This window comes from Nocardia sp. bgisy134, from assembly GCF_965341865.1.
Classification (GTDB): Bacteria; Actinomycetota; Actinomycetes; order Mycobacteriales; family Mycobacteriaceae; genus Nocardia.
In genome coordinates this window covers 125,320-148,754 of record NZ_CBDQZP010000019.1, presented here as the reverse complement: position 1 = coordinate 148,754, position 23,435 = coordinate 125,320, and the positions used below count along the sequence as shown (strand labels likewise).

Below are 23,435 nucleotides of genomic sequence, written 5' to 3'. Positions count from 1 at the left end.
ACGGCGAAAGGGGGCGCGATGACGGGTACCTCGACCGAGCTGGAAATCCGCGGCCGGATCGTCTCCGCGTCGTTCGACCTGACCGACGGCGTGGTCACGGTGCACGGCGACCGGATCGTCGCGGTCCGCCCGATGACCGAATGGCTTGCGTTCCACCCGGATTCGGCCCCGCCCAAGTTCTCCGGCCTGATCCTGCCCGGCCTCGTGGACATCCACAACCACGGCGGCTCGGGCCACCGATTCGACACCGTCGACGCGGAGGAGGCGCGGTCGGCCGCCCAGTTCCACCACGCGCACGGTTCGACGACGGTGCTCGCCAGCGTGGTCACCGGACCGGCGGACGACATGGTCGCGCAGATCGCGACGCTGCGCGGGCTCGCCGCCGACGGCACTCTCGGCGGCATCCACGCGGAGGGCCCGTTCCTCGCGGCGGCCCGCTGCGGCGCCCAGGATGCCCGCTACCTGCGCGATCCCGACCCGGCCCTGATCGATCGACTGCTGGCCGCCGCGGACGGCCACCTGCGGGTGTGCACCATCGCGCCGGAGCTGCCCGGGTACGACGCGGTCGCCCGACGGCTCACCGACAACGACGTGGCGATCTCGCTCGGCCACAGCGACACCGATTTCGCCCGCTTCCGTCAGGCGCTCGCGCCCAGCGGCTCCGCCCGTCTGGTGACCCACCTCGCCAACGGCATGCCGCCGCTGCACCATCGCGAACCGGGTCCGGTCGCGGCCGCGCTCATCGCCGCCGCATCGGGCCACGCGGTGGTCGAGCTGATCGGCGACGGTGTGCACGTCGACGCCGGTTTCGGCGCACTGGTTTTCGCGACAGCGCCGCGCCAGGTCGCGCTGATCACCGACGCGATGCAGGCCGCCGGCATGCCGGACGGCGAATATCGGCTGGGACCGCAGGCCGTCCGGGTGGTCGACGGCGTGGCCAGGGTGGCCAACGGGTCGATCGCCGGCGGCACGGCGACTCTGGCGCAATGCCTTTCGTGGGCGGTCCGGGACTGCGGCGTGCCGCTGCCCGACGCGGTGCGCGCCGCGACCGCCGTGCCAGCCGCCGCCGCCGGCCTCACCGGCGTGGGCGACCTCCGGACCGACCAGTACGCCGACCTGCTGGTTGTCGAGGACGACCTGCAGTTGCGCCGGGTGCTCAGACATGGACAGTGGTTGACGTGATCCTCACTGTGACAATGAATCCCGCCTACGACATGACCTATCGCGTGGAGCGCTTCGAACGCGGGCAGGCGCATCGCGTGCGCTCCGTCGAGCAGCGGATCGGCGGCAAGGGCATCAACGTGACGCGGGTGCTGAACCAGCTCGGCAAGTACGCGCGGGCGACCGGGTTCTCCGACCACGCCTTCGCCGCCGCCGCCGAACTGGAGATGCCGGTCGATTTCGTGCACGCGCTGCCGTGGGTCCGGCGGACAGTGGTGATCAGCGAATCCCGCGACGGCACCGCGACGGCGCTGTGGGAGCCCGGCGCCCGCGTCTCCAACCCGCACGCCGCCGAGCAACTCGCCATCCGGGTCTCGGGTCTGCTTCCCGATATCAACGGCCTCGTGATCTCTGGATCGCTGCCGGGCGGGATAGATCCCGGCCTACCCGCCGAACTCGCCCGCTCCGCGGTCGCCGCGGGCGTGCCGACCATCTGCGACGTGGACGGCGAGGCGCTTCGCCTGGCCTGCGCGGTCCCCGGCGTGGTACTGATGCCGAATACCGAAGAGCTGGAACGCATTTCCGGCCGCTCGCCGAGCACGCCGGAGGAGGTGGTTGCGGCCGCCCGCCCGCTGATCGATCGCGGCGTGCGAGCCGTCGTCGCCACCCGCGGCGTGGACGGCATGATCGCGGTCACCGAGGAGGGCGCCTGGTTCGCCACGCTGCCCGAGCCGCTGGCCGGAAACCCCACCGGTGCGGGCGATTCCGCCGCAGCGGCGGTGATCGCGGCGCTGTCGGCCCGCACCGAGCCCGACTGGTCCGCCATCCTCACCGATGCCGTGGCCACCGCGGCGGCGGCCGTGGTCATCCCGGTGGCCGGGGAGATCGACCGCTGTCTGCGCACCCGTCTCGCACCGACCGTCCGGGTCGACAAGCTCGCCGCCCCGGAGTCCGAAGAGACCACGCCATGATCGCGGAGGCCCGCCGATGCCCCTGACTCCCGTACCCGATCTCATCGCGGCCGCGAGACCGGGCGGACTCGGCGCCTTCAACGTCATCACCCTCGAACACGCCGAGGCCATCGCGGGCGCCGCCGAGGCCGCGAAACGCCCCGTGGTCCTTCAACTTTCCGAGAACACCGTCCGCTATCACGGAGCTCTCGCCCCGCTGGCGCTGGCCTGCCTGCGGATCGCCGCGGACAGCTCCGCCCCGGTCGCGGTGCACCTCGACCACGCCACCTCCTTCGACCTGTTGGCCGCCGCGGTCGAGCTCGGCATCCGGTCGATCATGTTCGACGCGTCGACCCTCGACTACGCGGGCAATGTCGCCGCCACCGCCGAAGTCGCACAATGGTGCCGCGACCGCGGGGTGTTCGTCGAGGCCGAACTCGGCGAGGTGGGCGGCAAGGACGGCGCGCACGCGCCCGGCGTCCGCACCGATCCGGACGAGGCGGTCGAGTTCGTCACCGCCACCGGCGTGGACGCGCTGGCGGTCGCGGTCGGTTCCGCACACGCCATGCACGCCCGCGTCGCCGAGCTCGATGTCGAACTCATCGCGAGGCTTTCCGCGAAAGTCCCTGTGCCCCTGGTACTGCACGGTTCCTCCGGCGTGCCCGACGCGGGTCTGCGCGCCGCCGTCGAGCACGGCATGACCAAGGTCAACATCGCGACGCGGCTCAATGTCCTGCTGTCCGAAGCGGTCCGCGCCGTCCTGGACGGCGACGGTGACCTCTCCGATCCGCGCAAATACCTCGCTCCCGGCCGCGCCGCGATAGGCGCGGAGGTCGAGCGTTTCCTGCACCTGCTCGCCTGAAAGCCGCACGGCGCTCATCGGCACGGACCGCCGAGGTAGGGCAGCCTGCGGATGCCCGCCGAGACCTCCAGGGCCAGATCCTGGTAGCCGAGCGCCAATTCGGCCAGACGCTCCCAGTCGTCGTGCACCACCCAATCCGGTTCCGACGCCAGGGAGGCGAAGGCGCGGGCGGAGAACTGGGCGAGACGATCGATCACCATCCCGACGGATTCGGTGTGCATGTGCGCGCCGCCGTGCGCGGGCGGCAGCTCGGTGGCGACCCAGCGGTCGATGCCGAGCACCAGGCGCACCCGGTCCTGATCGATGTCGCCGGTCGAGTCGGATTCGGCGTTCAGCCGCCGCACGTGCAGTCCGCCGAGTGTGAAGGCGGCTTGCAGTACCGGGTGTTCGTCGCTCGGTTCGGCGCGAAAGGCCCTGAGCACTTGCTTTTTCGATGGCAGTGGTTCCACCGCGCATCCCCCTTGTTCGGATCATGGTGCAGGACAATGCTCTTACGAGGGGCGAGACGCCCGAACCGGCCGACAGGGCGGCCGGAAAACATGCACGGACCGGAGCGCGCGGCAGCGAGCCGCGCTGACCGGCCGGAAGTCAGCGGCGAGCGCCGCGATCGCCGAAGAAGCGGCGCGGTAGCGCCTTCTCCCAAGGCCTTTCGTTGACCGCGAGGCCGATGGCCTCCAGCGCGGTGAGTCCCACGTGCGCGGCCAGATCGTCCATCAGCGCGACGGTGTCGGCCGCCTGCATCGCGGCGGCCGCCTGCTCGGTGGTCAGCATCCGGCCGCGCAGGTAGGACACCACCCAGGCGTCGTCGCTGACCCGCCGCGCCTGGTGCGGCGTCCGATCGCCGACCATCCAGAAATTACCCACAACATGCACAGACATCCGACCCCTCGATCCCGCCGGGCGGGACCGGCCGGAGAACACCCGCGATGTGACATGAGACATACTGAGGCTAGGTGAGCATCGCGTTGCGAGTCAAGTTGACCAAAGGACCGGCGTTGTGCGGGCCGGTCAGCGCGGGGAGTACGGTTCTCTGCACGCATCGCTAGAGCTGGAAGGACACCATCCAACGATGGCACCACTCTCGCCGACAGTCGCGCGTCGGGAACTGATGCTCCGCATCGGGCGGAGGCGAAAGCAGAACGATGTCAGCGTGTCCGCGATCGCCAAGGAACTAGGCTTCTCGATCTCCTACTGGTCGAAGGTGGAGAAAGAGCGCGTCCTCGCCGAATCGAAACTCGACGAGCTGATGAAGCTTCTCGATTTCGACGAGGCGGAACGCGAAGAGCTGCACGAGCTTCGCGACGTCGCCAGGCAGCGCGGGTGGTGGACGAACTACTCCGGACTGCTGTCCGACGAGATCAGCAGGTTGTACGGCCTCGAACACGGCGCGGACAGCGTGCGCACCTACGAAAGCATCCTGATTCCAGGGCTTTTGCAGACCGCAGGCTACGCACGCGCGCTCATCGCGAACGATCGCGCGCGGATCCGCCAGGTCGAGGTCGACCGGCTGGTGGAGATCCGGCTGCGCCGCCAGCAACGGCTGAAGGGCGCGGAACCGTTGCGGCTCACCGCGATCGTCAACGAGGCGGCCCTCACTCAGCAGATCGGCGGCCCCGAGGTCATGTCGGACCAGGTGCGCCACCTCGCCGCGCTGATCGAGGAGCACGTCGAGACTCTCGACCTGCGCGTCATCCCGTTCGAGGCGACCGGCGGCGGATTGCTCGGCGGCGCAACGTTCCACCTGCTCGGCTTCGACAAGTCGGTGATCCCCGATGTCGCGTGGACCGAGACGCTGGTCCATCACGCCGTCATCGAGGAGACCGAGCCGGTGCGGCACCTCGACACGTTGTTCGCGAACGCTCTGGCGGAACAAGCACTTTCGCGCGAAGAGTCGCTGTCGACGCTGGAACGCAAGATTTCCGGCACGTAGCATCGCGTTATGAGCGAGCGTAGCGAGCGAATCTTGTGCCAGCGCGCATCGCGCATGTCGAAGCCGAGCGCCAGCGAGGCGAAGGCATGAGCGAGCGTAGCGAGCGAATCTTGTGCCAGCGCGCATCGCGCATGTCGAAGCCGAGCGCCAGCGAGGCGAAGGCATGAGCGAGCGAATCATGTCGTCAGCCGAGACGGGCTGGTTCAAGTCGTCGTATTCCAGCGATTCCGTGGCCTGCGTGCAGGTCAAGTTCGAGCCGGGCCGGGTGCTGATCCGGGACACCAAGTACCGGGGCGCGCCGGACGAGCGGCCGATGCTCGCGTGCTCGCCCGCGGACTGGGCGGCGCTCACCGCGGGCATTCGCGCGGGCGAATTCGACCGCTGCTGAGCCCGGTTCACAGCCGACTCCCAGCCTCCCCACCGCCGCGCTCGAGGGAAGTGGCCGAGGATCGACACCGTCGACGAACGGAAGGCCTCGCGGCACTCCACGCGGGGGCTCCGCTTCCCTTCGCGACATGGTGGCTCACTGCCCTGAGCACCACACCGCCGGACCGGCGGCGTCACTCCCTCGCAGGCGCCGCCGGACCGCACCCCGCGAGTCAGCGTTCGGGAGCGATCCAGGCGTTGGCTCAGTCGCTGTCGGGCAGCGGTTCGGACAGCGGCCAACCGCCCGCCGCGAGATGCGTGGCGACCCGGTCCACGTCGAGCTGATCCGGCTGCTCCTTGGCGATCCTGGCGATCGCGGCCACGATGTCGTCGCGGCCGATCTCGGAGTCGGGATTGCTGCTCGCCAGCTCCTCGGCGATGGCGGCCACCTCGTAGTCGGTGAGGTGGCGGTGCAGCACGGCGAACAGCGCGACGTAATCCGACTGCGGGATGCCCTGCGGGTATCCGGCGCGCAGCCAGCCGATGACGCGGCCCAACACCTTGGGCCGGGAGGTTTGCGTGTGATCGGTCAATGCAGCGCCCTTCAGGACTGTCCGAACAGGTGAATGCCGAACTTGGCGGCGAGGAACGCCTTCGCGGTGTAGAGGATCCCGGTGACGATCGCGACGACGATCAGCGCGAAACAGGAGTAGGCGCCGGCCAGCGCCGGATAGTTCCGGCGGGCGACGCTGCCGTCCCGGCCAACGGTATCGGCCGAGGACCACAGCCGCACCCCGACCGCGAACACGATCGGCAGCCCGGCCCCGAGCACCAGGGACACCGCGACGACCTTCCACAGCGAGTTCAGGTTCGTGACGAGCGTGTGCACTGCTGCTCCTCTAGAGCTGGGCGGATCGGGTGGGCGGATGCGCGGGCGCGGCGGGGCCGCCGTTGCGTGGTTGGACTTCGTGCGGGTGGTCGCTCCTCTGATGGCCGTCGCGCGGTTGGCCGTCGCGTGGGTGGTCGTCGCGCGGTTGATCGTCTCCGCGCGGTTCGTCGACGGGCTTCGCGACGCCGGAAGCGGCCACCGGCATGTCGGACGGCCCTGCCGCGTCGCCGCCCGGCCACTCGTTGACATTGGTGGTGTCGACCGGGTTGCGACGAGACCGCAGCCACATCGCCGTGGCGAGCACGACGAGAATCCCGAACACCACCAGCACGCCGGGCAGGCCGCCGATGAAATGCGCGACGGCCCAGCAGATCGCGCCCGCCAGACCGGCCAGCGGCAGCGTGAGCAGCCACGCGACGACCATCCGTCCCATCACCGACCAGCGCACCTCGGCGCCCTTGCCGAGCCCGCTGCCCAGGATGGAACCGGTGGCCGTCTGGGTGGTCGAGAGCGGGAGCCCGAAGTGGGCGGAGGTGAGGATGATCGCGGCGGAGGAGGACTCGGCGGCCAGGCCCTGCGGCGAATCGATCTCCACCAGCCCCTTGCCGAGGGTGCGGATGATCCGCCAGCCGCCGAGATAGGTGCCCGCGGCGATGGCCACGGCGCACGCCGCCATCACCCACAGCGGCATCTCGTCGTTCTTGGTGAGCGTCCCGTGCGCGACCAACGCCAGGAAGATGACGCCCATCGTCTTCTGCGCGTCGTTGGTGCCGTGCGCGAGGGAGACCAGTGAGGCCGAACCGATCTGTCCCCAGCGGAAGCCCGCCTCGACCTTCTCCTCGTCGGACCGGGCGGTGATCCGGTAGACCGCTCGGGTGCCGACAGCCGACACCAGGGCGGCCACCACCGGGGCGAGCACGGCGGGCAGCACGATCTTGGTGAGCACGCCGTCGGAGCCGGACGCCCAGATCACCCCGCCCCAGCCGAGCGCGGCGATGGTGGCACCGATGAGGCCGCCGAACAGCGCGTGCGAGGAACTCGACGGCAGGCCGAACAGCCAGGTCAGCAGATTCCAGAGAATGCCGCCGACCAAACCGGCCAGGACGATGATCAGCAGATCGTGTCCGCTCACCGCGCCCAACTGCACGATGCCCTTGGCCACCGTGGCCGCCACCTCGACCGAGAGGAACGCGCCGATCAGGTTCAACACCGCCGATACCGCGACGGCGACCCGGGGTCGCAGCGCACCGGTCGCGATGGATGTCGCCATGGCATTGGCGGTGTCGTGGAAGCCGTTGGTGAAATCGAAAGCGAGCGCCGTGACGATCACGATCAGCAGAACCAGTAGTTCGACGGTCACGACTCCAGTGTGAGGCACCGCCGGTCACGATTGCCATGCGGTAACCGCCTGCCGGACAGCCGTCCGGATGCGCTAGCGTGGACGCCCGAGGTGGCGCCCGGCGCGGTCACGGACCCCCGAATCTGGAGCAGCCGCTCGGCGCGGGCCTGCCCGCGAGGCGATCGTCGATCCAGTCGTTGGCGCCCGGAATGCCGCTGCTTCCGACGATCACGTGCTCGCCGAGATAGACCTCGAATCGCACCGACGCCCCCCGCGCGCACCAGTCGTCGTAGAGATTCTGTGCACCCTCCAGCGGCACCCACACCTCGTGCGCACCGTGATACATGAACACCGGAATGCGCGGCGCTGCCGAGCCGAGCCGATTCTCGGTGAGGATGTGCTGGATCATCGGCGTCCCGATCGGATCGGGGACCTTGGCGAGCATCTCGACGGGCATCGGCGCGACCGCGCCGAGCAGCGCCTCGGCGGGATAGCACAGATCCCGAGCGAGCTTGGCCAGCCGCCAGCCGTTGTCGTTGAACAGCCACATCATCTCCGGGTATTCGCGGGCCACGCCCAGCGCCGCGGCGAGGAACACACCGCCCGCGGCGTTGCGTCCGTTCATCGTCTCCAGCAGCATCTCGAAGTCGGCGGGGACGCCGCCGAACACGGCCCCGGCCAGATTCAACTCCGGCGCGTACTCGGGCGCCAGTTCGGCGGCCCAGCCCGAGGCGATCGCGCCGCCGGAGTACCCGGTCACGATGGTCGGCGCCGCGGGGGCGAGGCCGAGCTGCGGCGTGCCGACCGCCGCGCGCACCGCATCGAGCACCGCGTGTCCGGCCATCCGGCCCGCCGCGTAGGCCTGCCGCGGGCCCTGGTGGTCGGGTATCAGCACGGCGTAGTTCTTCGCGAGGGGGATCTGCGCGGCGAGCAGGTCTACGACATGGCCGTTCCGCAACATGTGCGACGGCGCGCAGCTGTGGCCGAGCGAGTCGATGGCCATGTTGTAGGAGATCAGCGGCCGCGGGCCGGGCCCCGTCCAGATCGCGGAGGGCACGAGCAGAGTGGCGATCACCGCCGCCGGCCTGCCTTTCGCGTCGGTGGACCGGATCAGCATCTCGGTGGAGATCACGGGCCTGAGGGCCGGTCCGGTGCCGCCGCGCCGGCTGGCGAGCACGGTGCCTGGCTCGGTGCGCTCGTATCCGGGCGGGGGCAGATAGAACGGATCGTCGATGGAGGTCGGCAGCACCGTCGCCGGATCGCGCGAGGGGCGCAGCAGGTCGGCGAGCACGTCGGCGCGCGCCGAACCCGCGCCGGGCAGTGCACCGGCGTTCAGCGCGCCGCAGAGGCACACGACGATCATGAGCAACGTGGCCCGCAGTGCCGAGCGAGCGCCGTTCGAGGCCGACCGCGTCCACCGTTTCCGTTTCGAATTCGAACCGCGCATCGACGTGGCTCCCATCCGAGGCTGTACCGGACCATTCGGACACCAAGTCTGGCCCACCGGCGCGGCGCCGCACGGGAACCTCGATACGCGCGTCGGACCCGTTCAGATGCTCAGTGCCCGCCGGTGGGCAGGTCGAATCGGCGCGGGCGCGGCGGGCTCAGCCATCCCGCGCACGCTCAGGGCAGCAGCGCGCGGACGGCGTCGATGGTGTCGGCGTCGATGGGCTCCTTGTCCGGGCGATACCGGACGACGCGGGCGAAGCGCAGTGCGACACCGCCGGGATAGCGTGGACTCACCTGGACGCCGTCGAGGGCGATCTCCACCACGAGCTCCGGCCAGAGGTAGACGGTGTGCTCGTCGCGGGAGCGTTCGTGGCGCGGGAATTCGGCGGTCTGCCACTGCAACAGCGCGTCGGTGAGGCCCTTGAAGGTCTTGCCGACCATGACGGGCTCGCCGGTCATCGGATCGCGTGCACCGAGGTGCAGATTCGACAGATAACCGGTCCGGCGGCCGTATCCCCACTCCGCGCCGAGCACGATCAGGTCCATGGTGTGCGTCGGCTTGATCTTCAGCCAGGCGCGGCCACGGCGACCCGCGGCGTACGGCGCGGCCAGCGATTTGACCATCACGCCCTCGTGCCCGGCGGCCAGCGCGCCGTCGAAGTATTCGGCGGCGGACTCCGCGTCGGGGCGGATCAGCGCGGGGATGGTGTGCTCGCGCGCCACGCGCAGCAGCGCGGCGCGCCGTTCCGAGAGCGGGGCGTCGAGCAGGTCCTGCCCGTCCAGGTGCAGGCAGTCGAAGAAGTACGGGTGCAGCAACAGCTCCCTGGTCGAGCTCACCGCGGGAACCAGCGGTCCGGCGGCGGCGCCGGGCGGCAGCTTCGCCTCCCCGCTCGGATCGGCGGTGGCGAAGCGGCTCATGGTCTCCTGGAACGGCCGTGGCCGCCCGGAATCGGTGAGCGCCAATGTCTCCCCGTCCAGCACGACGCTGGTGCACGCCAGCCCCGAGACGAGCCGCACCAATTCGGGCACGCCCGCGGTGATGTCGCGCAGGGTCCTGGTGAAGACGCGCACCTCGTCGCCGTCGCGGTGCACTTGGATTCGCGCGCCGTCGAGCTTGTGCTCGACACTGACCTCGCCCTCGAACTCGGCCATCGCCTCGTCGAGCGCCGCGCCCGGCGAAGCGAGCATCGGCTGGATCGGCCTGCCCACCTCGAGCCGGAACGCGGCGAGCGCCTCCGACCCGCCGGTGAGCGCCGCGGCGGCGGTGACCGGCAGCTGCCCGGAGAGCATGTACGCGCGCCGGACCTGATCGACCGGCACCGCGGCGGCCACCGCGACCGCCTCGGCGACGAGCGCGGTCAGCGCGCCCTGCCGGATCTCCCCGGTGAGCAAGCGCAACAGGAACGTCTGCTCGGCCGCGGTGGCCGCGGCCCACAGCATGGTCAGCAGCTCCTTGCGCCGGTTCGCCGAGCCCTTTCCCGCGACCGTCGCCAGTTCGACGAACACCTTGTCGACCGCCGAAACCGACAGTGTCGCAACCGAGGACGGCGAGCCGCCCAGCCCCGTGAGGGTGCGCCAACCGGTGCCGATGCGGCCCTGGCGCAACTCGCCGGAGACCCACGCCACCACGGGGGCGAGCTCGTCCGGCGCCGCGGCGCCGAGCAGCTCGGCCAGCGCGGCGATTTTCGTTTTCCGGGACCGGGTCGCACGAACGGTCTCCGACGTCTGCACGACTTCCGAGAACAGCACCCAACGACGGTAACCCGAGGCTGTGACATATAGCTCAGCTCCGCTGTTAATTTCCATTGGCAAGGCTGCGAAACACCCCATAAACTGGACATATGGCCAAAACGTACGTCGGCGCACGGCTCCGCCAGCTGCGCACCGAGCGGGGGTTGAGCCAGGTCTCGCTGGCCCAGAAGCTGGAGATCTCGGGCAGCTACCTGAACCAGATCGAACACGATGTGCGCCCGCTCACCGTGCCCGTGCTGCTGAAGATCAGCGAAGTCTTCGGCGTGGACGCGACCTTCTTCTCCTCCGCCGACGACACCCGGCTCATCGCGGAGCTGCAAGAGGTCGTCATGGATCAGGAGCTCGGCATCGAGGCCGACACGCAGGAGATCGCCGACATGGTCTCGGCGCACCCGAGCCTCGCCCGCGCGATGGTCGCCATGCACAACCGCTACCGCAACACCAGCGCCCAGCTCGCGGCCGCCACCGAGGACCGCTTCGCCGACGGCGCGGGCAGCGCCACCATCAGCAAGCCGCACGAGGAAGTGCGCGACTACTTCTACCAGCGGCAGAACTACATCCACGAATTGGACACCGCCGCAGAGGAACTCACCGCCCGCATCCGCTTCCACGGCGGCGACGTGCCGAGCGAGATCGCGCGCAGGCTGCGCTCGCACGACGTGAAGATCACCGAGCGCATCGATCTCGGCGAGGGCGTGCTGCACCGCTACGACACCGAGTCCAGGGTGCTGGAGATCGCTCCACATCTGTCCGGCGGGCAGCGCACCTTCAAGCTCGCCGCCGAACTCGCCTACTTCGAATGCGGCGATCTGCTCGAAAAGCTGGTGGAAGAGGGCAATTTCGCGTCCGAGGACACCCGCAAGCTGGCGATGCTCGGCTTGGCGAATTACTTCGCCGCGGCGACCGTCCTGCCCTACACGCACTTTCACGAGGTGGCCGAGGACTTCCGCTACGACATCGAGCGGCTCTCGGCGTACTTCACCCAGAGCTACGAGACCATCTGCCACCGGCTGTCCACCCTGCAACGGCCCAGGCTGCGCGGCGTTCCGTTCTCGTTCGTCCGTGTCGATCGGGCGGGCAACATGTCGAAGCGCCAGTCCGCCACCGGTTTCCACTTCTCCTCCAGCGGCGGCACCTGTCCGCTGTGGAACGTCTACGAGACCTTCGCCTACCCCGGCAAGATCATGACCCAGATCGCGCAGATGCCCGACGGGCGCAAGTACCTCTGGATCGCCCGCACCGTCGAGCGGCGCGCGACCCGCTACGGCCAGCCGAGCAAGACCTTCGCGATCGGCCTCGGCTGCGAACTGCGCCATGCGGGCCGGGTCGTCTACGCAGACGGCATCGACCTCGACGAGGTACAGGCGACCCCGATCGGCGCGGGCTGCCGCGTCTGCGAGCGCGCCAACTGCCCGCAGCGCGCCTTCCCCCCGCTCGGCAAGGTGCTCGACATCAGCGAGCACCGCAGTTCGGTGTCGCCTTACGTGCTGAAATGAATTCCGCCGCTTTGATCTGAAAGCTTTCATTTCGAAGCGATGTGCGTCGATTACTGCATGTTTGCGCTGTACGCCTTACAAATCCCTGGTGCGCCAAAGAAATTGCGTTTCTGTCGGCGGCCGGTGTTAGTGTCGCCGCCGAGAATGCGATGATGCGTTCCGTACACAAGGGGAATTCTGTTGATTATCAAGAAGTTCGCGGTTACTGCCATGCTCGCGATCGCGGCGACCGGCATCGCGAGCAGCGTCACGTACGCCGCGCCCACGCCGGAGAAAACCAACCAGTCTGGCACCGAAAGCGGTGTGGCGTATCAGATTTCACGATCCGAGGACGGAAAGACCCTGACCGCGCAACTGGATGGCGGCACCTTCGCCCTCACCCAGACCGCGCTCACCGTGAAAGACAAGTCAGGCACGGTCGTCGCGGCCGTCCCGCTGAAGGTGACGATCGACGGCGCCGACAGCGTGGAATTGCGTCCGCAACTGAGCACCGACGGCACGAACCTCACCGCGTCGCCGATCGGTTACTGGAGCAAGACTTCGCCCAAGCAGCGGAATATCGAGGCGGGCATAGGCATCGGCGCGGCGCTCGGCGTCTTCGGCGGACTCTTCCTCGGCGTCGCCCTCACCCTGGTGACCATGGGCCTGCTCGCTCCGATCGCGCTGCCGGTCGGCGTCATCGCGGGCGTGATCGTGGGCGGGGCGATCGGCGCGGGGATCGCCGCCTCCATCCCGGCGTCGGATCGGCCGGATCAGTGGGAGTACACGCCCGAGTGCTGGCAGGGTTACCACCACACCTACTGCTGGTAATCACGCGACTGTGGGTGCTCGATTTGGTGCTTGGCCGAGTTTTGCGGCGGGTGCTTGTAGTCGACAGCTCACAGATCGAAGCGGCACTCGGTGTTCGGATGGGTGCGTAGCTGGGTTTTCGGGCGGCGGGTCCTGTTGGTCGACCGTGGCCAGTGCACACCGTTCCCAGTGGCTTCGCCTACTCAGCGTCTCCATTTGGTGCTTGGGTTTTCGGGCGGCAGCTACGGGTGGTCGACGGTTTCCACGGCTGCCTCTTCAGTGTTGCTGCGCCGACCCAGGTATTCGCCTGGAGCCCTGCTTGGTTTTGTGCGGCTCCGTGCGTGCGGTTGACGGTTCCCAGTGCCCACCCTTCGCAGTGCGTCCGCCTACCCAGGTATTCCTCGAACGGTGCTGGGCACGTCGCCTGCCGTACCCGGCTTACCTCCCGCAGTCAGGTGCGCGAGGCAGGCTTCCGGCCAGGTCGACGGGTTCTGGTTGCGTCCAGAAAGCGGCACCTGAAAGAGAGCCCTCCCCGCGTCAACCCCGCAACCACCATTTCTCTCCCGTCGATAGAGAAATGGTGGTCGATGCGGATCGACGGTAGTCAAATGGTGGCATTCGAAGATCAACTAGCAACCATATGACTCCCGTCGATTTCCACCACCATTCGACTACCGTCGATTCGGCCACCAACCGGTCCTGCACGAACACCTGGGCGCATCAAACCCCGCCCCACCAGCACCACAACCCCCAACAACCCCACCATTGGCCATTCCACACACCGTCTGCACGCCTCGCATAGGCACCGCCTGTGTGAGGCGTACGGAAAGTGTGTGTCGCGGCAATGACGTGCATCCCCAACTCGCACATCCAAAGAACGCAACCACAGCCGGTCGACCACGCCGGAAGCCGAACACCGCGCACCCGACGGCGGGAGGTAAGCCGGGTACGGCTCTCAACGCCACCAGCACCGTTAGAGGCAAACCCGGGTAGCCGAACATAACTCGCAGGCGCGCAACCGGAACCACGTCACCCAACCCACCCCAACACCCCACCGAACGAAACCACCCAACGCCACCTCCCCCAAACGCAACCACAGCCAGCCGACCCGCCCGAAACCGCAACAACACGGCACCCAACAGCGGGAGGTAAACCGGGTACCCCACCCCACGCGCCCAGCACCGATCGAGGAAAACCTGGGCAGCCGAACGTGACTCGCAGGCCCACCACCGGAGCCACGTCCACCAACGCGCCCACAGGACCGACCGGACGCAACCCCCTGTCACAGCGACACCGGGCCACAGCGAAGTCCGACCGCGCCGCCGCCGGAGCGGGCGCTGCCTACCCACACCAGCGAAGGGCTCGAACCGACCGAGTACCGGAACGGCCGGGCACCCACAACTTCGGAGTGCCCGCAACCGCCCGCCTCAGAACGCCGCTTCGTCCATCTCCATGATGTCGTTGTCGATCGCCGCGAGAACATTCCTGGTCGCCGTCAGCTGCGGCAGCACGTTCTTGGCGAAAAAGCTTGCCACCGCGACCTTTCCGGCATAGAACGATCGATCCTTGGCGTCCGCGTCGCCTGCCAGCGCGGCGGCGGCGATCTCGGCCTGGACGAGCAGTCGCCAGCCGATGAGCAGGTCGCCGACGGAGAGCAGGAAGCGCACCGAGCCGAGGCCGACTTTGTACAGCTCGGCGGGTGACTGCTGGGCCGCCATCACGAATCCGGTGAGCGTCGCGGCCATCGCCTGCACATCGGCCTGCGCGGTGCGCAGCAGTCCGCGCTCGGTCTCGAAGCGCCCGCTCGGGGTGTCGAGGAAGGCGCTGATACGGCCGTCCACGTGGGCGAGCGCGGCGCCCTTGTCCCGAATGATCTTGCGGAAGAAGAAGTCCTGCGCCTGGATGGCCGTCGTGCCCTCGTACAACGAGTCGATCTTGGCGTCGCGGATGTACTGCTCGATCGGGTAGTCCTGCAAGTACCCCGAACCACCGAGCGTCTGAAGGGATTCCGTCAGGTACTGGTAGGCCCGTTCCGAGCCGACGCCCTTCACGATGGGCAGCAGCAGATCGTCCACCCGATGCGCCATTTCGGCGTCCGCGCCCGAAACCAGCTGCGCCACATCGGCGTTCTGATGGGCGGCGGTGTAGAGGTACACCGCACGCAGCCCCTCGGCGTACGCCTTCTGCAGCGCCAGCGAGCGGCGCACGTCCGGGTGGTGGGTGATGGCGACGCGCGGCGCCGCCTTGTCCGCCATCTGGGTCAGGTCCGAGCCCTGCACGCGCTGCTTGGCGTAGGCCAGCGCGTTCAGGTATCCGGTCGAGAGGGTGCCGGAGGACTTGACGCCGACCATCATGCGGGCGTTCTCGATCACCTGGAACATCTGGGCGATGCCGTTGTGCACGTCGCCGACCAGCCAGCCCTTGGCCGGGACCGCGCCGCCGAAGGTCAGCTCGCAGGTCGGCGAGGACTTCAGGCCCATCTTGTGTTCGACGCCGGTCACGTAGACGCCGTTGCGGTCACCCAGCTCGAGCGTCTCGTGGTCGAACAGGAACTTCGGCACGTAGAACAGTGACAGCCCCTTGGTGCCGGGCCCCGCGCCTTCCGGACGGGCCAGCACCAGGTGGAAGACGTTGTCGGCCGTAGCGCCGACGTCGCCGCCGGAGATGAAGCGCTTGACGCCCTCGATGTGCCAGGAGCCGTCCTCCTGCGGGATGGCCTTGGTGCGGCCCGCGCCGACATCCGAGCCGGCGTCCGGCTCGGTCAGCACCATGGTGCCCTGCCAGCCCTTCTCGTAGCCGAGGGTGGCCCAGTGCCGCTGCTGCTCGGTGCCGACGTTGTACAGCACCGACGACATCACCGTGCCCATGCTGAAGAAGCTGGCCGACGGATTGGCGCAGGTGATCATCTCGTTGACCGCCCAGACCACCGCGTTGGGAGCGGCCGTGCCGCCCATGCCCTCCGGCATGCCGAGCCTGCCCCAGTCGGCCTCGCGCACCGCGGCGACCGTCTTGCGCAACGGCTCGGGTACGGAGATCTCGAAGGTGGTCGGGTCGTAGACCACGGGCTCACGGTCGGCCGCGACGAAGGAATCCGCGACCGGACCCTCGGCGAGGCGCTTCACCTCGGCGAGGATCTCGCGCACTGTGTCGGAGTCGAGGTCGCCGTAGGCGCCGGTATCGAGGAGTTTGTCGAGTGCGAGCACCTCGAAAAGGTTGAATTCGATGTCACGTACGTTCGCCCTGTAGTGCCCCACCTGGTCCTCCTCGACTCGTGCGCCGTGGTCCGCCCACGCCATGCTCCGGCGCTTCTGACGATGTACAAAACGCAGCCTGCCGCAACGGGAATCGGCTACGCAACCGTAGGGAAAACCGGACCGGACGCAGCCTGGCGAAGTGGCGCCGATGACCTGCGGCGGCCACAGCAAAACCTGCGGCGGCCACAGCAAAGGCGACGCAGCCGCGCACGGATGCGAAGCGAACCCGGGTGTATTACGGTCCGGCTACGGACCTCACGCCGGTTGACCGGATGGTTGCGAAAAGGTTTCACACGGGCGAAACATCGGCAACGGACTCGTCACCGAGAGATATTCCGGCGCAACAACTCCTGTCTACTCTTCGCACCACGAATACGCGTTGTATACACCCCGGTCGACAGCCGTGACCGGGGCAAATGCGGCGTATTCGGCGTGGCGCAGCCAGCGCCGCCACACACCGGACGAAGTGAGAGGGTTCCGCCCGATGTCAGATTCCCCTGCCGCTCATCGGCATCGTTCCCGCCTGATCAGAGCACTGGTCGCCCCGACCGCGGTGGCGCTCGCCGGCCTGTTGCTGACCGCCTGCGGCGCCAAGGACGACGCCGCGACCGGCTCCAACGCAGCATCCTGCGTCGACACCTCGGCGAGCACCATCAAGGTCGGTTCGCTGCACTCGCTGTCGGGGACCATGGCCATCTCCGAGGTCACCGTCGCCAACTCCACCAAGCTGGCCGTCGACCAGATCAACGCCGCAGGCGGCGTGCTGGGCAAGAAGATCGAGCTGGTGCTCGAGGACGGCGCTTCGGACCCGAAGACCTTCGCGGAGAAGGCCGAGAAGCTCATCAGCTCCGACTGTGTCGCCGCGGTATTCGGCGGCTGGACCTCGTCGAGCCGAAAGGCCATGAAGCCCAAGTTCGAAAGCCTCAACTCGCTGCTCTACTACCCGGTCCAGTACGAGGGCCTGGAGGACAGCAAGAACATCTTCTACACTGGCGCCACCACCAACCAGCAGATCGTGCCCGCGCTGGATTACCTGAAGCAGAAGGGCATCAAGTCCCTGTACCTGGTCGGCTCCGACTACGTCTTCCCGCAGACGGCCAACCGCGAGATCAAGGCGTACGCCGCGGCCAACGGCATCGAGATCAAGGGCGAGGACTACACGCCGCTGGGCTCCACGGACTTCTCGACCATCGTGAACAAGGTGCGAAACGCCAAGGCGGGCGCGGTCTTCAACACCCTCAACGGTGACTCGAACGTGGCGTTCTTCCGCGAGTACACCAACGCGGGCCTGAAAGCCGCCGATATGCCGGTGGTTTCGGTGTCCATCGCCGAGGAAGAGGTCGCGGGCATCGGCGCGCAGAACATCGCGGGCCAGCTGACGGCGTGGAACTACTACCAGACGGTCGACACCCCGCAGAACAAGGCGTTCGTCGACGCGTACAAGGCCGCCTTCGGCGCTGACAAGCCCACCTCGGACCCGATGGAAGCCGCCTACGCCTCGGTCTACCTGTGGAAGAACACCGTCGAGAAGGCCAACTCGTTCAAGGTCGAGGACATCCAGGCCGCGGCCGACGGCGTCAGCTTCGAGGCCCCGGAGGGCCTGGTCACCATCGACGGCTCCAACCACCACATCACCAAGACCGCCCGCATCGGCGAGATCCGCGCCGACGGCCTGATCTACACGGTGTGGGACTCCGGCAAGCCGATCCAGCCGGACCCGTACCTGAAGTCCTACGACTGGGCCAAGGGCCTGTGACAACTGTCGTCCGTTCGGTGCGGGGCGGCCGGTTCGCCGGTCGTCCCGCACCGGCCTGATTCCGAGGTGACCACAAATGGACGTGTTGATCGGCCAGCTCTTCACGGGGTTGAGCCTGGGATCGATTCTGCTGCTCGCCGCCCTCGGCCTTTCGCTCACCTTCGGTCAGATGGGCGTGATCAACATGGCCCACGGCGAATTCATCATGGCCGGCTGCTACACCACCTACGTCGTGCAGAAGGTGATCTCCTCGGTCGGGGTCTCGCTGCTGGTGTCGCTGGTGGTCGGGTTCCTGGTCGGCGGCGCGCTGGGGGCGGCGCTGGAGATGGGCCTGATCCGATGGATGTACGACCGCCCGCTGGACACCCTGCTCGTCACCTTCGGCGTCGGCCTGGTGTTGCAGCAGTTCGCGCGTGACCTCTTCGGCGCGCCCGCCAAGAACGTGCTGGCCCCCGAATGGCTCAGTGGCGGGGTCACCATCATGGGCGCGGTCGTGCCCAAGACGCGCATCTTCATCCTGGTCCTCGCGGTGCTCGCGGTGACCGTGCTGGCCGCGGTGCTGAAGGCGACACCCCTCGGCAGGCGCATTCGCGCCGTGGTACAGAACCGCGGCCTGGCCGAAACCAGCGGCGTCTCCAGCCGTTTCACCGATATCAGCACTTTCTTCATCGGCTCCGGCCTGGCCGGCGTCGCGGGCGTCGCACTGACCCTGATCGGCTCGACCAGCCCCACCATCGGCCAGAGCTATCTGATCGACGCGTTCCTCGTGGTGGTGATCGGCGGACTCGGTCAGATCAAGGGCACGGTGATCGCGGCGTTCGCGCTCGGGCTGCTCAACTCCTACATCGAATACGAGACCACCGCGTCCATCGCCAAGGTCATCGTGTTCGTACTGATCGTCATCTTCCTGCAGGTCCGCCCGCAGGGCCTGTTCACCGTCCGGACAAGGAGTTTGGCATGACCACGCTGACCAGACACTGGCGTGAGCGCTCCTCGCTGACCGTGCTCGGCGGTTTCGCACTCGCGGCGATTCTGCTGTTCGCGGTGGCCCCCGCGGTGCTCAGCGACTTCCGGCTGAACCTGCTCGCGAAGTTCCTGTGCTTCGCGATCGTGGCCGCGGGCATCGGCCTGGCGTGGGGCCGCGGCGGCATGCTGACCCTCGGTCAAGGCGTGTTCTTCGGCATCGGCGCGTATCTCATGGCGATGCACCTACAGATGACCGACGCCGCGCGGCTCGGCAACGACGTGCCGGAGTTCATGGAGATCGCGGGTATCCGCGAATTGCCGGGATTCTGGCAACCTTTCGCGTCCGCGCCGGTCGCGATCATCGGCATTCTCGTGCTGCCCGCCGCGGTCGCGGCGCTGCTCGGCTACGGCGTGTTCAAGCGACGGGTCAAGGGCGCCTACTTCGCCATCCTGAGCCAGGCGCTGGCCGCCGCGCTGGCCATCCTGCTCACCGGGCAGCAGGCGCTCGGCGGTTTCACCGGGCTCTCGGATTTCCGCGCCTTCTTCGGTTTCAAGCTCTCCGACCCGGTCAACCGGCAGATGCTGTTCTTCATCGCGGCGGGCACGCTGCTGGTGGTGGTGGCACTGGTCCGCCAGCTGATGCACAGCCGTTACGGCGAATTGCTCGTCGCGGTGCGCGATCAGGAGGAGCGGGTGCGCTTCCTCGGCTACGACCCGGCCAACATCAAGATCGTCGCGTACGTGGTCGCCGCCTTCTTCGCCGGCATCGCGGGCGCGCTGTTCACGCCGATCGTCGGCATCATCTCCCCCGCCGACATCGGCGTGGTGCCCTCCATCGCCTTCCTGATCGGCGTCGCCATCGGCGGGCGCACGACACTGCTCGGTCCGGTGCTCGGCGCGATCGGCGTCGCCTGGGCGCAGACCGCGTTCTCCGAACAGTTCCCGTCCGGTTGGACCTACCTGCAAGGTGTGTTGTTCATCGTCGTCGTCGGATTCGTCCCGGCGGGTCTCGCGGGCGTCTGGCCGATGCTGAAGGGCTTGCTGGAGAGCAGGTTCCGACGCCCGGGCTCGGGCACGCCCGCCACGGTGCGCGCGAGCGCGCCGCCGGACGACGCCGTGCCTGCCGAGGAGAAGATCGCCGAGGAGAAGGTGGAATCCCGATGACGACATCGACGAGTGAACCCAAGCTCGGCGGCAACGCGGGCATGGACAGCGAGTACCTCGAAATCCGCGGTCTCTCGGTGAGTTTCGACGGCTTCAAAGCCGTCACCGACGTGGATCTGACCGTGCTGCAAGGCGATCTGCGCTTCCTGATCGGACCCAACGGCGCGGGCAAGACGACGCTCATCGACGCGATCACCGGCCTCGTCCCCGCGACGGGTTCGGCGCAGAAATCCGGCACCGAACTGCTCGGCAAGAAGGTGCACCAGATCGCCCGCCTCGGCGTCGGGCGCACCTTCCAGACGGCCAGCGTGTTCGAGCAGCTCAGCGTGCTGCAGAACCTGGACATCGCGGCGGGCGCGGGCCGTTCGCCGCTGACACTGTTGCGCAGGCGCAAGTCGGTGCTGCCGAGTATCGAAGAGGCGCTGGAGATCACCGGTCTCGCCGCCCTGCGCGACCAACAGGCGGGCGTGCTCGCGCACGGCCAGAAGCAGTGGCTGGAGATCGGCATGCTGCTGGTGCAGAACGCCGCCGTGCTGCTGCTCGACGAACCGGTCGCGGGCATGAGCGCCGAAGAGCGCGAGGAGACTGGAAACCTGTTGCGCCGCATCGGAGCCGAGCGCGTCGTGGTGGTGGTCGAGCACGACATGGACTTCATGCGCTCGTTCGCCACCTCGGTGACCGTCCTCGCGGGCGGCCGGGTGCTCAGCGAAGGCACCGTCGAGCAGGTGCAAGCCGATCCGCGGGTGCAGGAGGTCTACCTCGGCACCGCAGCGGCCATCGGCACCGAGCTCGAAGACGAAACCACCGTGCAGAACAAGGAGTCCGCCGATGCTTGAACTGGTCGACGTCCACTCCGGCTACGGCCGGACCGAGGTGATTCACGGTGTGTCGGTGACGGTTCCGGACGACAGCGTGGTGGCGATCATGGGCCACAACGGCGCCGGCAAGACCACGCTGTTGCGCACCGCGGTCGGATTGGTCGCCACCAGGTCCGGGCGGATCACCTTCGACGGCGAGGCGATCACCAAACTCTCGCCCTCGCGCCGGGTCAAGCGCGGCATCGCGTACGTGCCGCAGGGCCAGCAGAGTTTTCCACAGCTCACCACCGCGGAGAACCTCCAGGTGGTGGCCGACGGGCGCAAGCGCGGCAAAGCGCTGATCGACGAGTCGCTCGATCTGTTCCCCGCGCTGCGAGAACTGCTGAGCCGCAAGGCCGGTCTGCTCTCCGGCGGTCAGCGGCAGCAGCTGGCCATCGCACGCGCCCTCATCACCGAACCCAAGCTGCTCATTCTCGACGAGCCCACCGAGGGCATCCAGCCGTCGGTGGTGGCCGAGATCGAGCGCACCATCATTGAATTGACGGCGCGGGGCGGGTTGAGCGTGCTGCTGGTCGAGCAGCACATCGGTTTCGCTCTGCAAGCGGCGCAACGGTATTACGTGCTGCAATCCGGCCGGGTCACCTCCACCGGCGACGGCGGAGCGGGCGCGGAGACCGAAGTCCGCTCGGCGATGGCGATCTGAGGGCCGTTCAGCAGTCGGTCTGGAACGGGTAGCAGTCGCGCGGCTGATACGGCGGCGGGGACGGGGCCACCGTAGCGGACGTGGTCTCGGGCCCCGAACCGGTATGCGGCTCGTCGCGCGCCACCGCCGTGGCGACGACGCCGAGCACCACGAGCATGCCGATCACGGCCGCCGCGACGACCGCCCAGGTCGCCGCGTGCTGGGTGCGGGTCGGCGGCCTCGGCGGCGGCGGGGCGGGCGGCGGGGGCGCGACGTCGGCGACGGGCAGGTGCGAATGCACCGCCAACTCGTCGAAACCGTCGGCGATCAGCTCGGCCCGCGAGGGCGCGGTCGCGCCGAGCGCCGTGGCCGCCGAGATTACCCGGTCCGCGCTCCAGCTGCGCGGCCCGGCCGCGAAACCGTCCAGGTAGATACGCAATTCGGTGGCATCAGGCACATTCGCCACGACGACGTCGATACCGGAGCGCAGATTCGTCCGCGCGGGGCGCACCACCACGCCACGGAACGGAATCAGCGCGACCACGCCGCACACGTGGCCCGGATCGATCAGCGCCCGTTCGAGTTTGCTCTTGACCGCGTACACGGCCTGCTCCAGGCGTTCGACCGGGTTCGCGGCGCTCTCGTCGTCGAAATCGGCGGGGTTGTCGCTGATGGTCCACGACTCGTCGTCCGACACGCCGAGAATGCCGCTCTGGCGCCGCCGGAACCCTCTGACCTCGACCACGGTGATCCCGCGCGGCGTGATCACCACCGCATCGATCTGACGAGTTCCGTTGTCTCCCACCTGCGCGTCGACCGCGGCGAACGCGGTCGACGGATTGGCCCGCAGGCAGTCCACGAATTCCTGCTCGGCACCGGAGAGCTGCGCTCCGGGCCTGATCTTCACCAGCATGTGCCTCGACCCCTGATCGACCTGTTCGCACTCGCGGCGCAGCCCGCCCACGGCCCCGACGGTCCGCACCGGTACTGATGATGCCGGTCCGCACCCGCGAAAACCACTGGAAAGCGGAAAGCCCGGGTAGGCTCGACTCTCGGTCCGGCGCTGGGCGACCGGGCCGACCACGATGGCGGGGAGGCCCTCACCGCGCGGAAGGCGGAAGCATGGTTTCGATGTCGCAACCACGAATCGCACCGGGACGTCTCAAGGAACTCGGGCCGGTGAATTGGGCTGTCTGGCAGGTGCTCTCGCGCGCCGCGGGCACCTCCGACGCGCACCTGTTCAGCACGCTGGGCCGCACCAAGGGACTGTTCCGCGGCTGGCTGCACTACTCCGGGCGGCTGATGCCGGGCGGACGGCTGCCGCGACACGAATCCGAGCTGGTCATCATTCGGGTCGCCCACCAGCGCGGCTGCGAGTACGAGATGGACCATCACATCCGGCTCGGCCGCCGCGCGGGCGTCACGCCCGAGATCCTGGAGCGGCTGCGTACCGGGCCCGCCGATCCCTACTGGACGGACAAGCACCGCACGCTGCTCGAGGCGGTCGACCAGCTCGTGGCGACCCGCGACATCGACGACGCCACCTGGGCTCGGCTGGCCGCGTACTACGACGAGCGCAGCCTCATCGAGATCGTGCTGCTGGTCAATCAGTACGAGGGGCTGGCCTCGACCATCACCGCCCTGCGCATCCAGCGCGACGGACTGTGAGCGCGCACCGATTCTCGATCGGTCGCGCCGGAACGGCCAGTCCGTAGGTGTAGTTCACCATCGGCTGAGGCCGAGTTCGGTCGCGACGGCACACACGGTGACTGCGTTCACATCGGCGATGCGGAGGGCGGCTGCCACTACGGC

General features: G+C 68.3%; 22 protein-coding genes. 13 read left to right on the top strand and 9 right to left on the bottom strand.

The window, feature by feature from the left end:
* Positions 1 to 18 precede the first annotated feature (18 nt).
* The 3 genes from ACRWNM_RS28945 to ACRWNM_RS28935 are packed head-to-tail and all read left to right on the top strand — an operon-like array spanning position 19 to position 2,973.
* Positions 19 to 1,182: an N-acetylglucosamine-6-phosphate deacetylase gene (locus ACRWNM_RS28945; RefSeq protein ID WP_431971276.1), complete on the top strand. Its 1,164-nt coding sequence runs from the start codon at positions 19 to 21 to the stop codon at positions 1,180 to 1,182.
* Entirely contained in the window at positions 1,179 to 2,132 is a 954-nt protein-coding gene (locus tag ACRWNM_RS28940; protein ID WP_431971275.1) for a 1-phosphofructokinase, read from the top strand. Before ACRWNM_RS28945 ends, ACRWNM_RS28940 begins: the two co-directional genes overlap by 4 nt.
* Before the next feature lie 16 nt (positions 2,133 to 2,148).
* Positions 2,149 to 2,973, top strand: a complete 825-nt coding sequence (locus ACRWNM_RS28935; RefSeq protein ID WP_431971274.1) for a class II fructose-bisphosphate aldolase — start codon at positions 2,149 to 2,151, stop codon at positions 2,971 to 2,973.
* A gap of 14 nt (positions 2,974 to 2,987) precedes the next feature.
* Here ACRWNM_RS28935 and ACRWNM_RS28930 read toward each other — a convergent pair whose 3' ends face one another.
* Together ACRWNM_RS28930 and ACRWNM_RS28925 are read right to left on the bottom strand one after the other, a co-directional pair.
* The gene (locus tag ACRWNM_RS28930) at positions 2,988 to 3,395 is read right to left on the bottom strand and encodes a DUF4254 domain-containing protein (protein ID WP_431971273.1); all 408 of its coding nucleotides are present in this window, start codon (positions 3,393 to 3,395) and stop codon (positions 2,988 to 2,990) included.
* 166 nt (positions 3,396 to 3,561) lie between these two features.
* Positions 3,562 to 3,852 (bottom strand): hypothetical protein, encoded by a 291-nt coding sequence (locus ACRWNM_RS28925; RefSeq protein WP_431971272.1) that lies wholly within the window; start codon positions 3,850 to 3,852, stop codon positions 3,562 to 3,564.
* A 190-nt stretch (positions 3,853 to 4,042) separates the two neighbouring features.
* On the opposite strand from ACRWNM_RS28925, the gene ACRWNM_RS28920 reads away from it, so the two are divergent.
* Together ACRWNM_RS28920 and ACRWNM_RS28915 are read left to right on the top strand one after the other, a co-directional pair.
* Positions 4,043 to 4,903, top strand: a complete 861-nt coding sequence (locus tag ACRWNM_RS28920; RefSeq protein ID WP_431971271.1) for a helix-turn-helix domain-containing protein — start codon at positions 4,043 to 4,045, stop codon at positions 4,901 to 4,903.
* Positions 4,904 to 5,066: 163 nt separating this feature from the next.
* On the top strand, positions 5,067 to 5,291 hold the full coding sequence (locus tag ACRWNM_RS28915; protein ID WP_431971270.1) for a DUF397 domain-containing protein: 225 nt from the start codon (positions 5,067 to 5,069) through the stop codon (positions 5,289 to 5,291).
* 241 nt (positions 5,292 to 5,532) lie between these two features.
* Here the strand turns inward: ACRWNM_RS28915 and ACRWNM_RS28910 are convergent, their stop codons facing one another.
* The 5 genes from ACRWNM_RS28910 to ACRWNM_RS28890 all read right to left on the bottom strand — a co-directional run bounded on the left by ACRWNM_RS28910 (position 5,533) and on the right by ACRWNM_RS28890 (position 10,695).
* Entirely contained in the window at positions 5,533 to 5,862 is a 330-nt protein-coding gene (locus tag ACRWNM_RS28910; protein WP_431971269.1) for a DUF3349 domain-containing protein, read from the bottom strand.
* 11 nt (positions 5,863 to 5,873) lie between these two features.
* Entirely contained in the window at positions 5,874 to 6,158 is a 285-nt protein-coding gene (locus tag ACRWNM_RS28905; RefSeq protein WP_431971268.1) for a hypothetical protein, read from the bottom strand.
* A gap of 10 nt (positions 6,159 to 6,168) precedes the next feature.
* Positions 6,169 to 7,518 carry an inorganic phosphate transporter gene (locus ACRWNM_RS28900; protein WP_431971267.1) on the bottom strand — a complete coding sequence of 450 codons (1,350 nt, stop codon included), beginning with the start codon at positions 7,516 to 7,518 and terminating at the stop codon, positions 6,169 to 6,171.
* A gap of 106 nt (positions 7,519 to 7,624) precedes the next feature.
* On the bottom strand, positions 7,625 to 8,860 hold the full coding sequence (locus ACRWNM_RS28895) for a lipase family protein (protein ID WP_431971266.1): 1,236 nt from the start codon (positions 8,858 to 8,860) through the stop codon (positions 7,625 to 7,627).
* Positions 8,861 to 9,120: 260 nt separating this feature from the next.
* Positions 9,121 to 10,695, bottom strand: a complete 1,575-nt coding sequence (locus ACRWNM_RS28890) for an ATP-dependent DNA ligase (RefSeq protein ID WP_431971265.1) — start codon at positions 10,693 to 10,695, stop codon at positions 9,121 to 9,123.
* 92 nt (positions 10,696 to 10,787) lie between these two features.
* Between ACRWNM_RS28890 and ramB the strand changes: the two genes are divergently transcribed.
* On the top strand, positions 10,788 to 12,194 hold the full coding sequence (gene ramB, locus ACRWNM_RS28885) for an acetate metabolism transcriptional regulator RamB (RefSeq protein ID WP_431971264.1): 1,407 nt from the start codon (positions 10,788 to 10,790) through the stop codon (positions 12,192 to 12,194).
* Positions 12,195 to 12,374: 180 nt separating this feature from the next.
* Positions 12,375 to 13,004 carry a hypothetical protein gene (locus ACRWNM_RS28880; RefSeq protein ID WP_431971263.1) on the top strand — a complete coding sequence of 210 codons (630 nt, stop codon included), beginning with the start codon at positions 12,375 to 12,377 and terminating at the stop codon, positions 13,002 to 13,004.
* Positions 13,005 to 14,410: 1,406 nt separating this feature from the next.
* Here the strand turns inward: ACRWNM_RS28880 and ACRWNM_RS28875 are convergent.
* Complete coding sequence (locus ACRWNM_RS28875; RefSeq protein ID WP_431971262.1) at positions 14,411 to 16,237, bottom strand: acyl-CoA dehydrogenase; 1,827 nt, start codon at positions 16,235 to 16,237, stop codon at positions 14,411 to 14,413.
* 484 nt (positions 16,238 to 16,721) lie between these two features.
* Here ACRWNM_RS28875 and urtA point away from each other — a divergent pair, with 484 nt between their 5' ends.
* The 5 genes from urtA (at position 16,722) to urtE (ending at position 21,644) form a co-directional block, all read left to right on the top strand.
* Positions 16,722 to 17,993 (top strand): urea ABC transporter substrate-binding protein, encoded by a 1,272-nt coding sequence (gene urtA / locus ACRWNM_RS28870; protein ID WP_431971261.1) that lies wholly within the window; start codon positions 16,722 to 16,724, stop codon positions 17,991 to 17,993.
* A 76-nt stretch (positions 17,994 to 18,069) separates the two neighbouring features.
* Entirely contained in the window at positions 18,070 to 18,954 is an 885-nt protein-coding gene (urtB, locus tag ACRWNM_RS28865; RefSeq protein ID WP_431971260.1) for an urea ABC transporter permease subunit UrtB, read from the top strand.
* Positions 18,951 to 20,123 (top strand): urea ABC transporter permease subunit UrtC, encoded by a 1,173-nt coding sequence (gene urtC, locus ACRWNM_RS28860; protein WP_431971259.1) that lies wholly within the window; start codon positions 18,951 to 18,953, stop codon positions 20,121 to 20,123. The genes urtB and urtC overlap by 4 nt, the downstream gene beginning before the upstream one ends.
* Positions 20,120 to 20,959: an urea ABC transporter ATP-binding protein UrtD gene (urtD, locus tag ACRWNM_RS28855; protein WP_431971258.1), complete on the top strand. Its 840-nt coding sequence runs from the start codon at positions 20,120 to 20,122 to the stop codon at positions 20,957 to 20,959. Before urtC ends, urtD begins: the two co-directional genes overlap by 4 nt.
* Positions 20,952 to 21,644: an urea ABC transporter ATP-binding subunit UrtE gene (gene urtE, locus ACRWNM_RS28850; RefSeq protein ID WP_431971257.1), complete on the top strand. Its 693-nt coding sequence runs from the start codon at positions 20,952 to 20,954 to the stop codon at positions 21,642 to 21,644. The genes urtD and urtE overlap by 8 nt, the downstream gene beginning before the upstream one ends.
* A 7-nt stretch (positions 21,645 to 21,651) precedes the next feature.
* Here urtE and ACRWNM_RS28845 read toward each other — a convergent pair whose 3' ends face one another.
* Entirely contained in the window at positions 21,652 to 22,605 is a 954-nt protein-coding gene (locus ACRWNM_RS28845; protein WP_431971256.1) for a nuclease-related domain-containing protein, read from the bottom strand.
* Positions 22,606 to 22,745: 140 nt separating this feature from the next.
* Between ACRWNM_RS28845 and ACRWNM_RS28840 the strand changes: the two genes are divergently transcribed.
* Entirely contained in the window at positions 22,746 to 23,291 is a 546-nt protein-coding gene (locus ACRWNM_RS28840) for a carboxymuconolactone decarboxylase family protein (RefSeq protein ID WP_431971255.1), read from the top strand.
* Positions 23,292 to 23,435 lie beyond the last annotated feature (144 nt).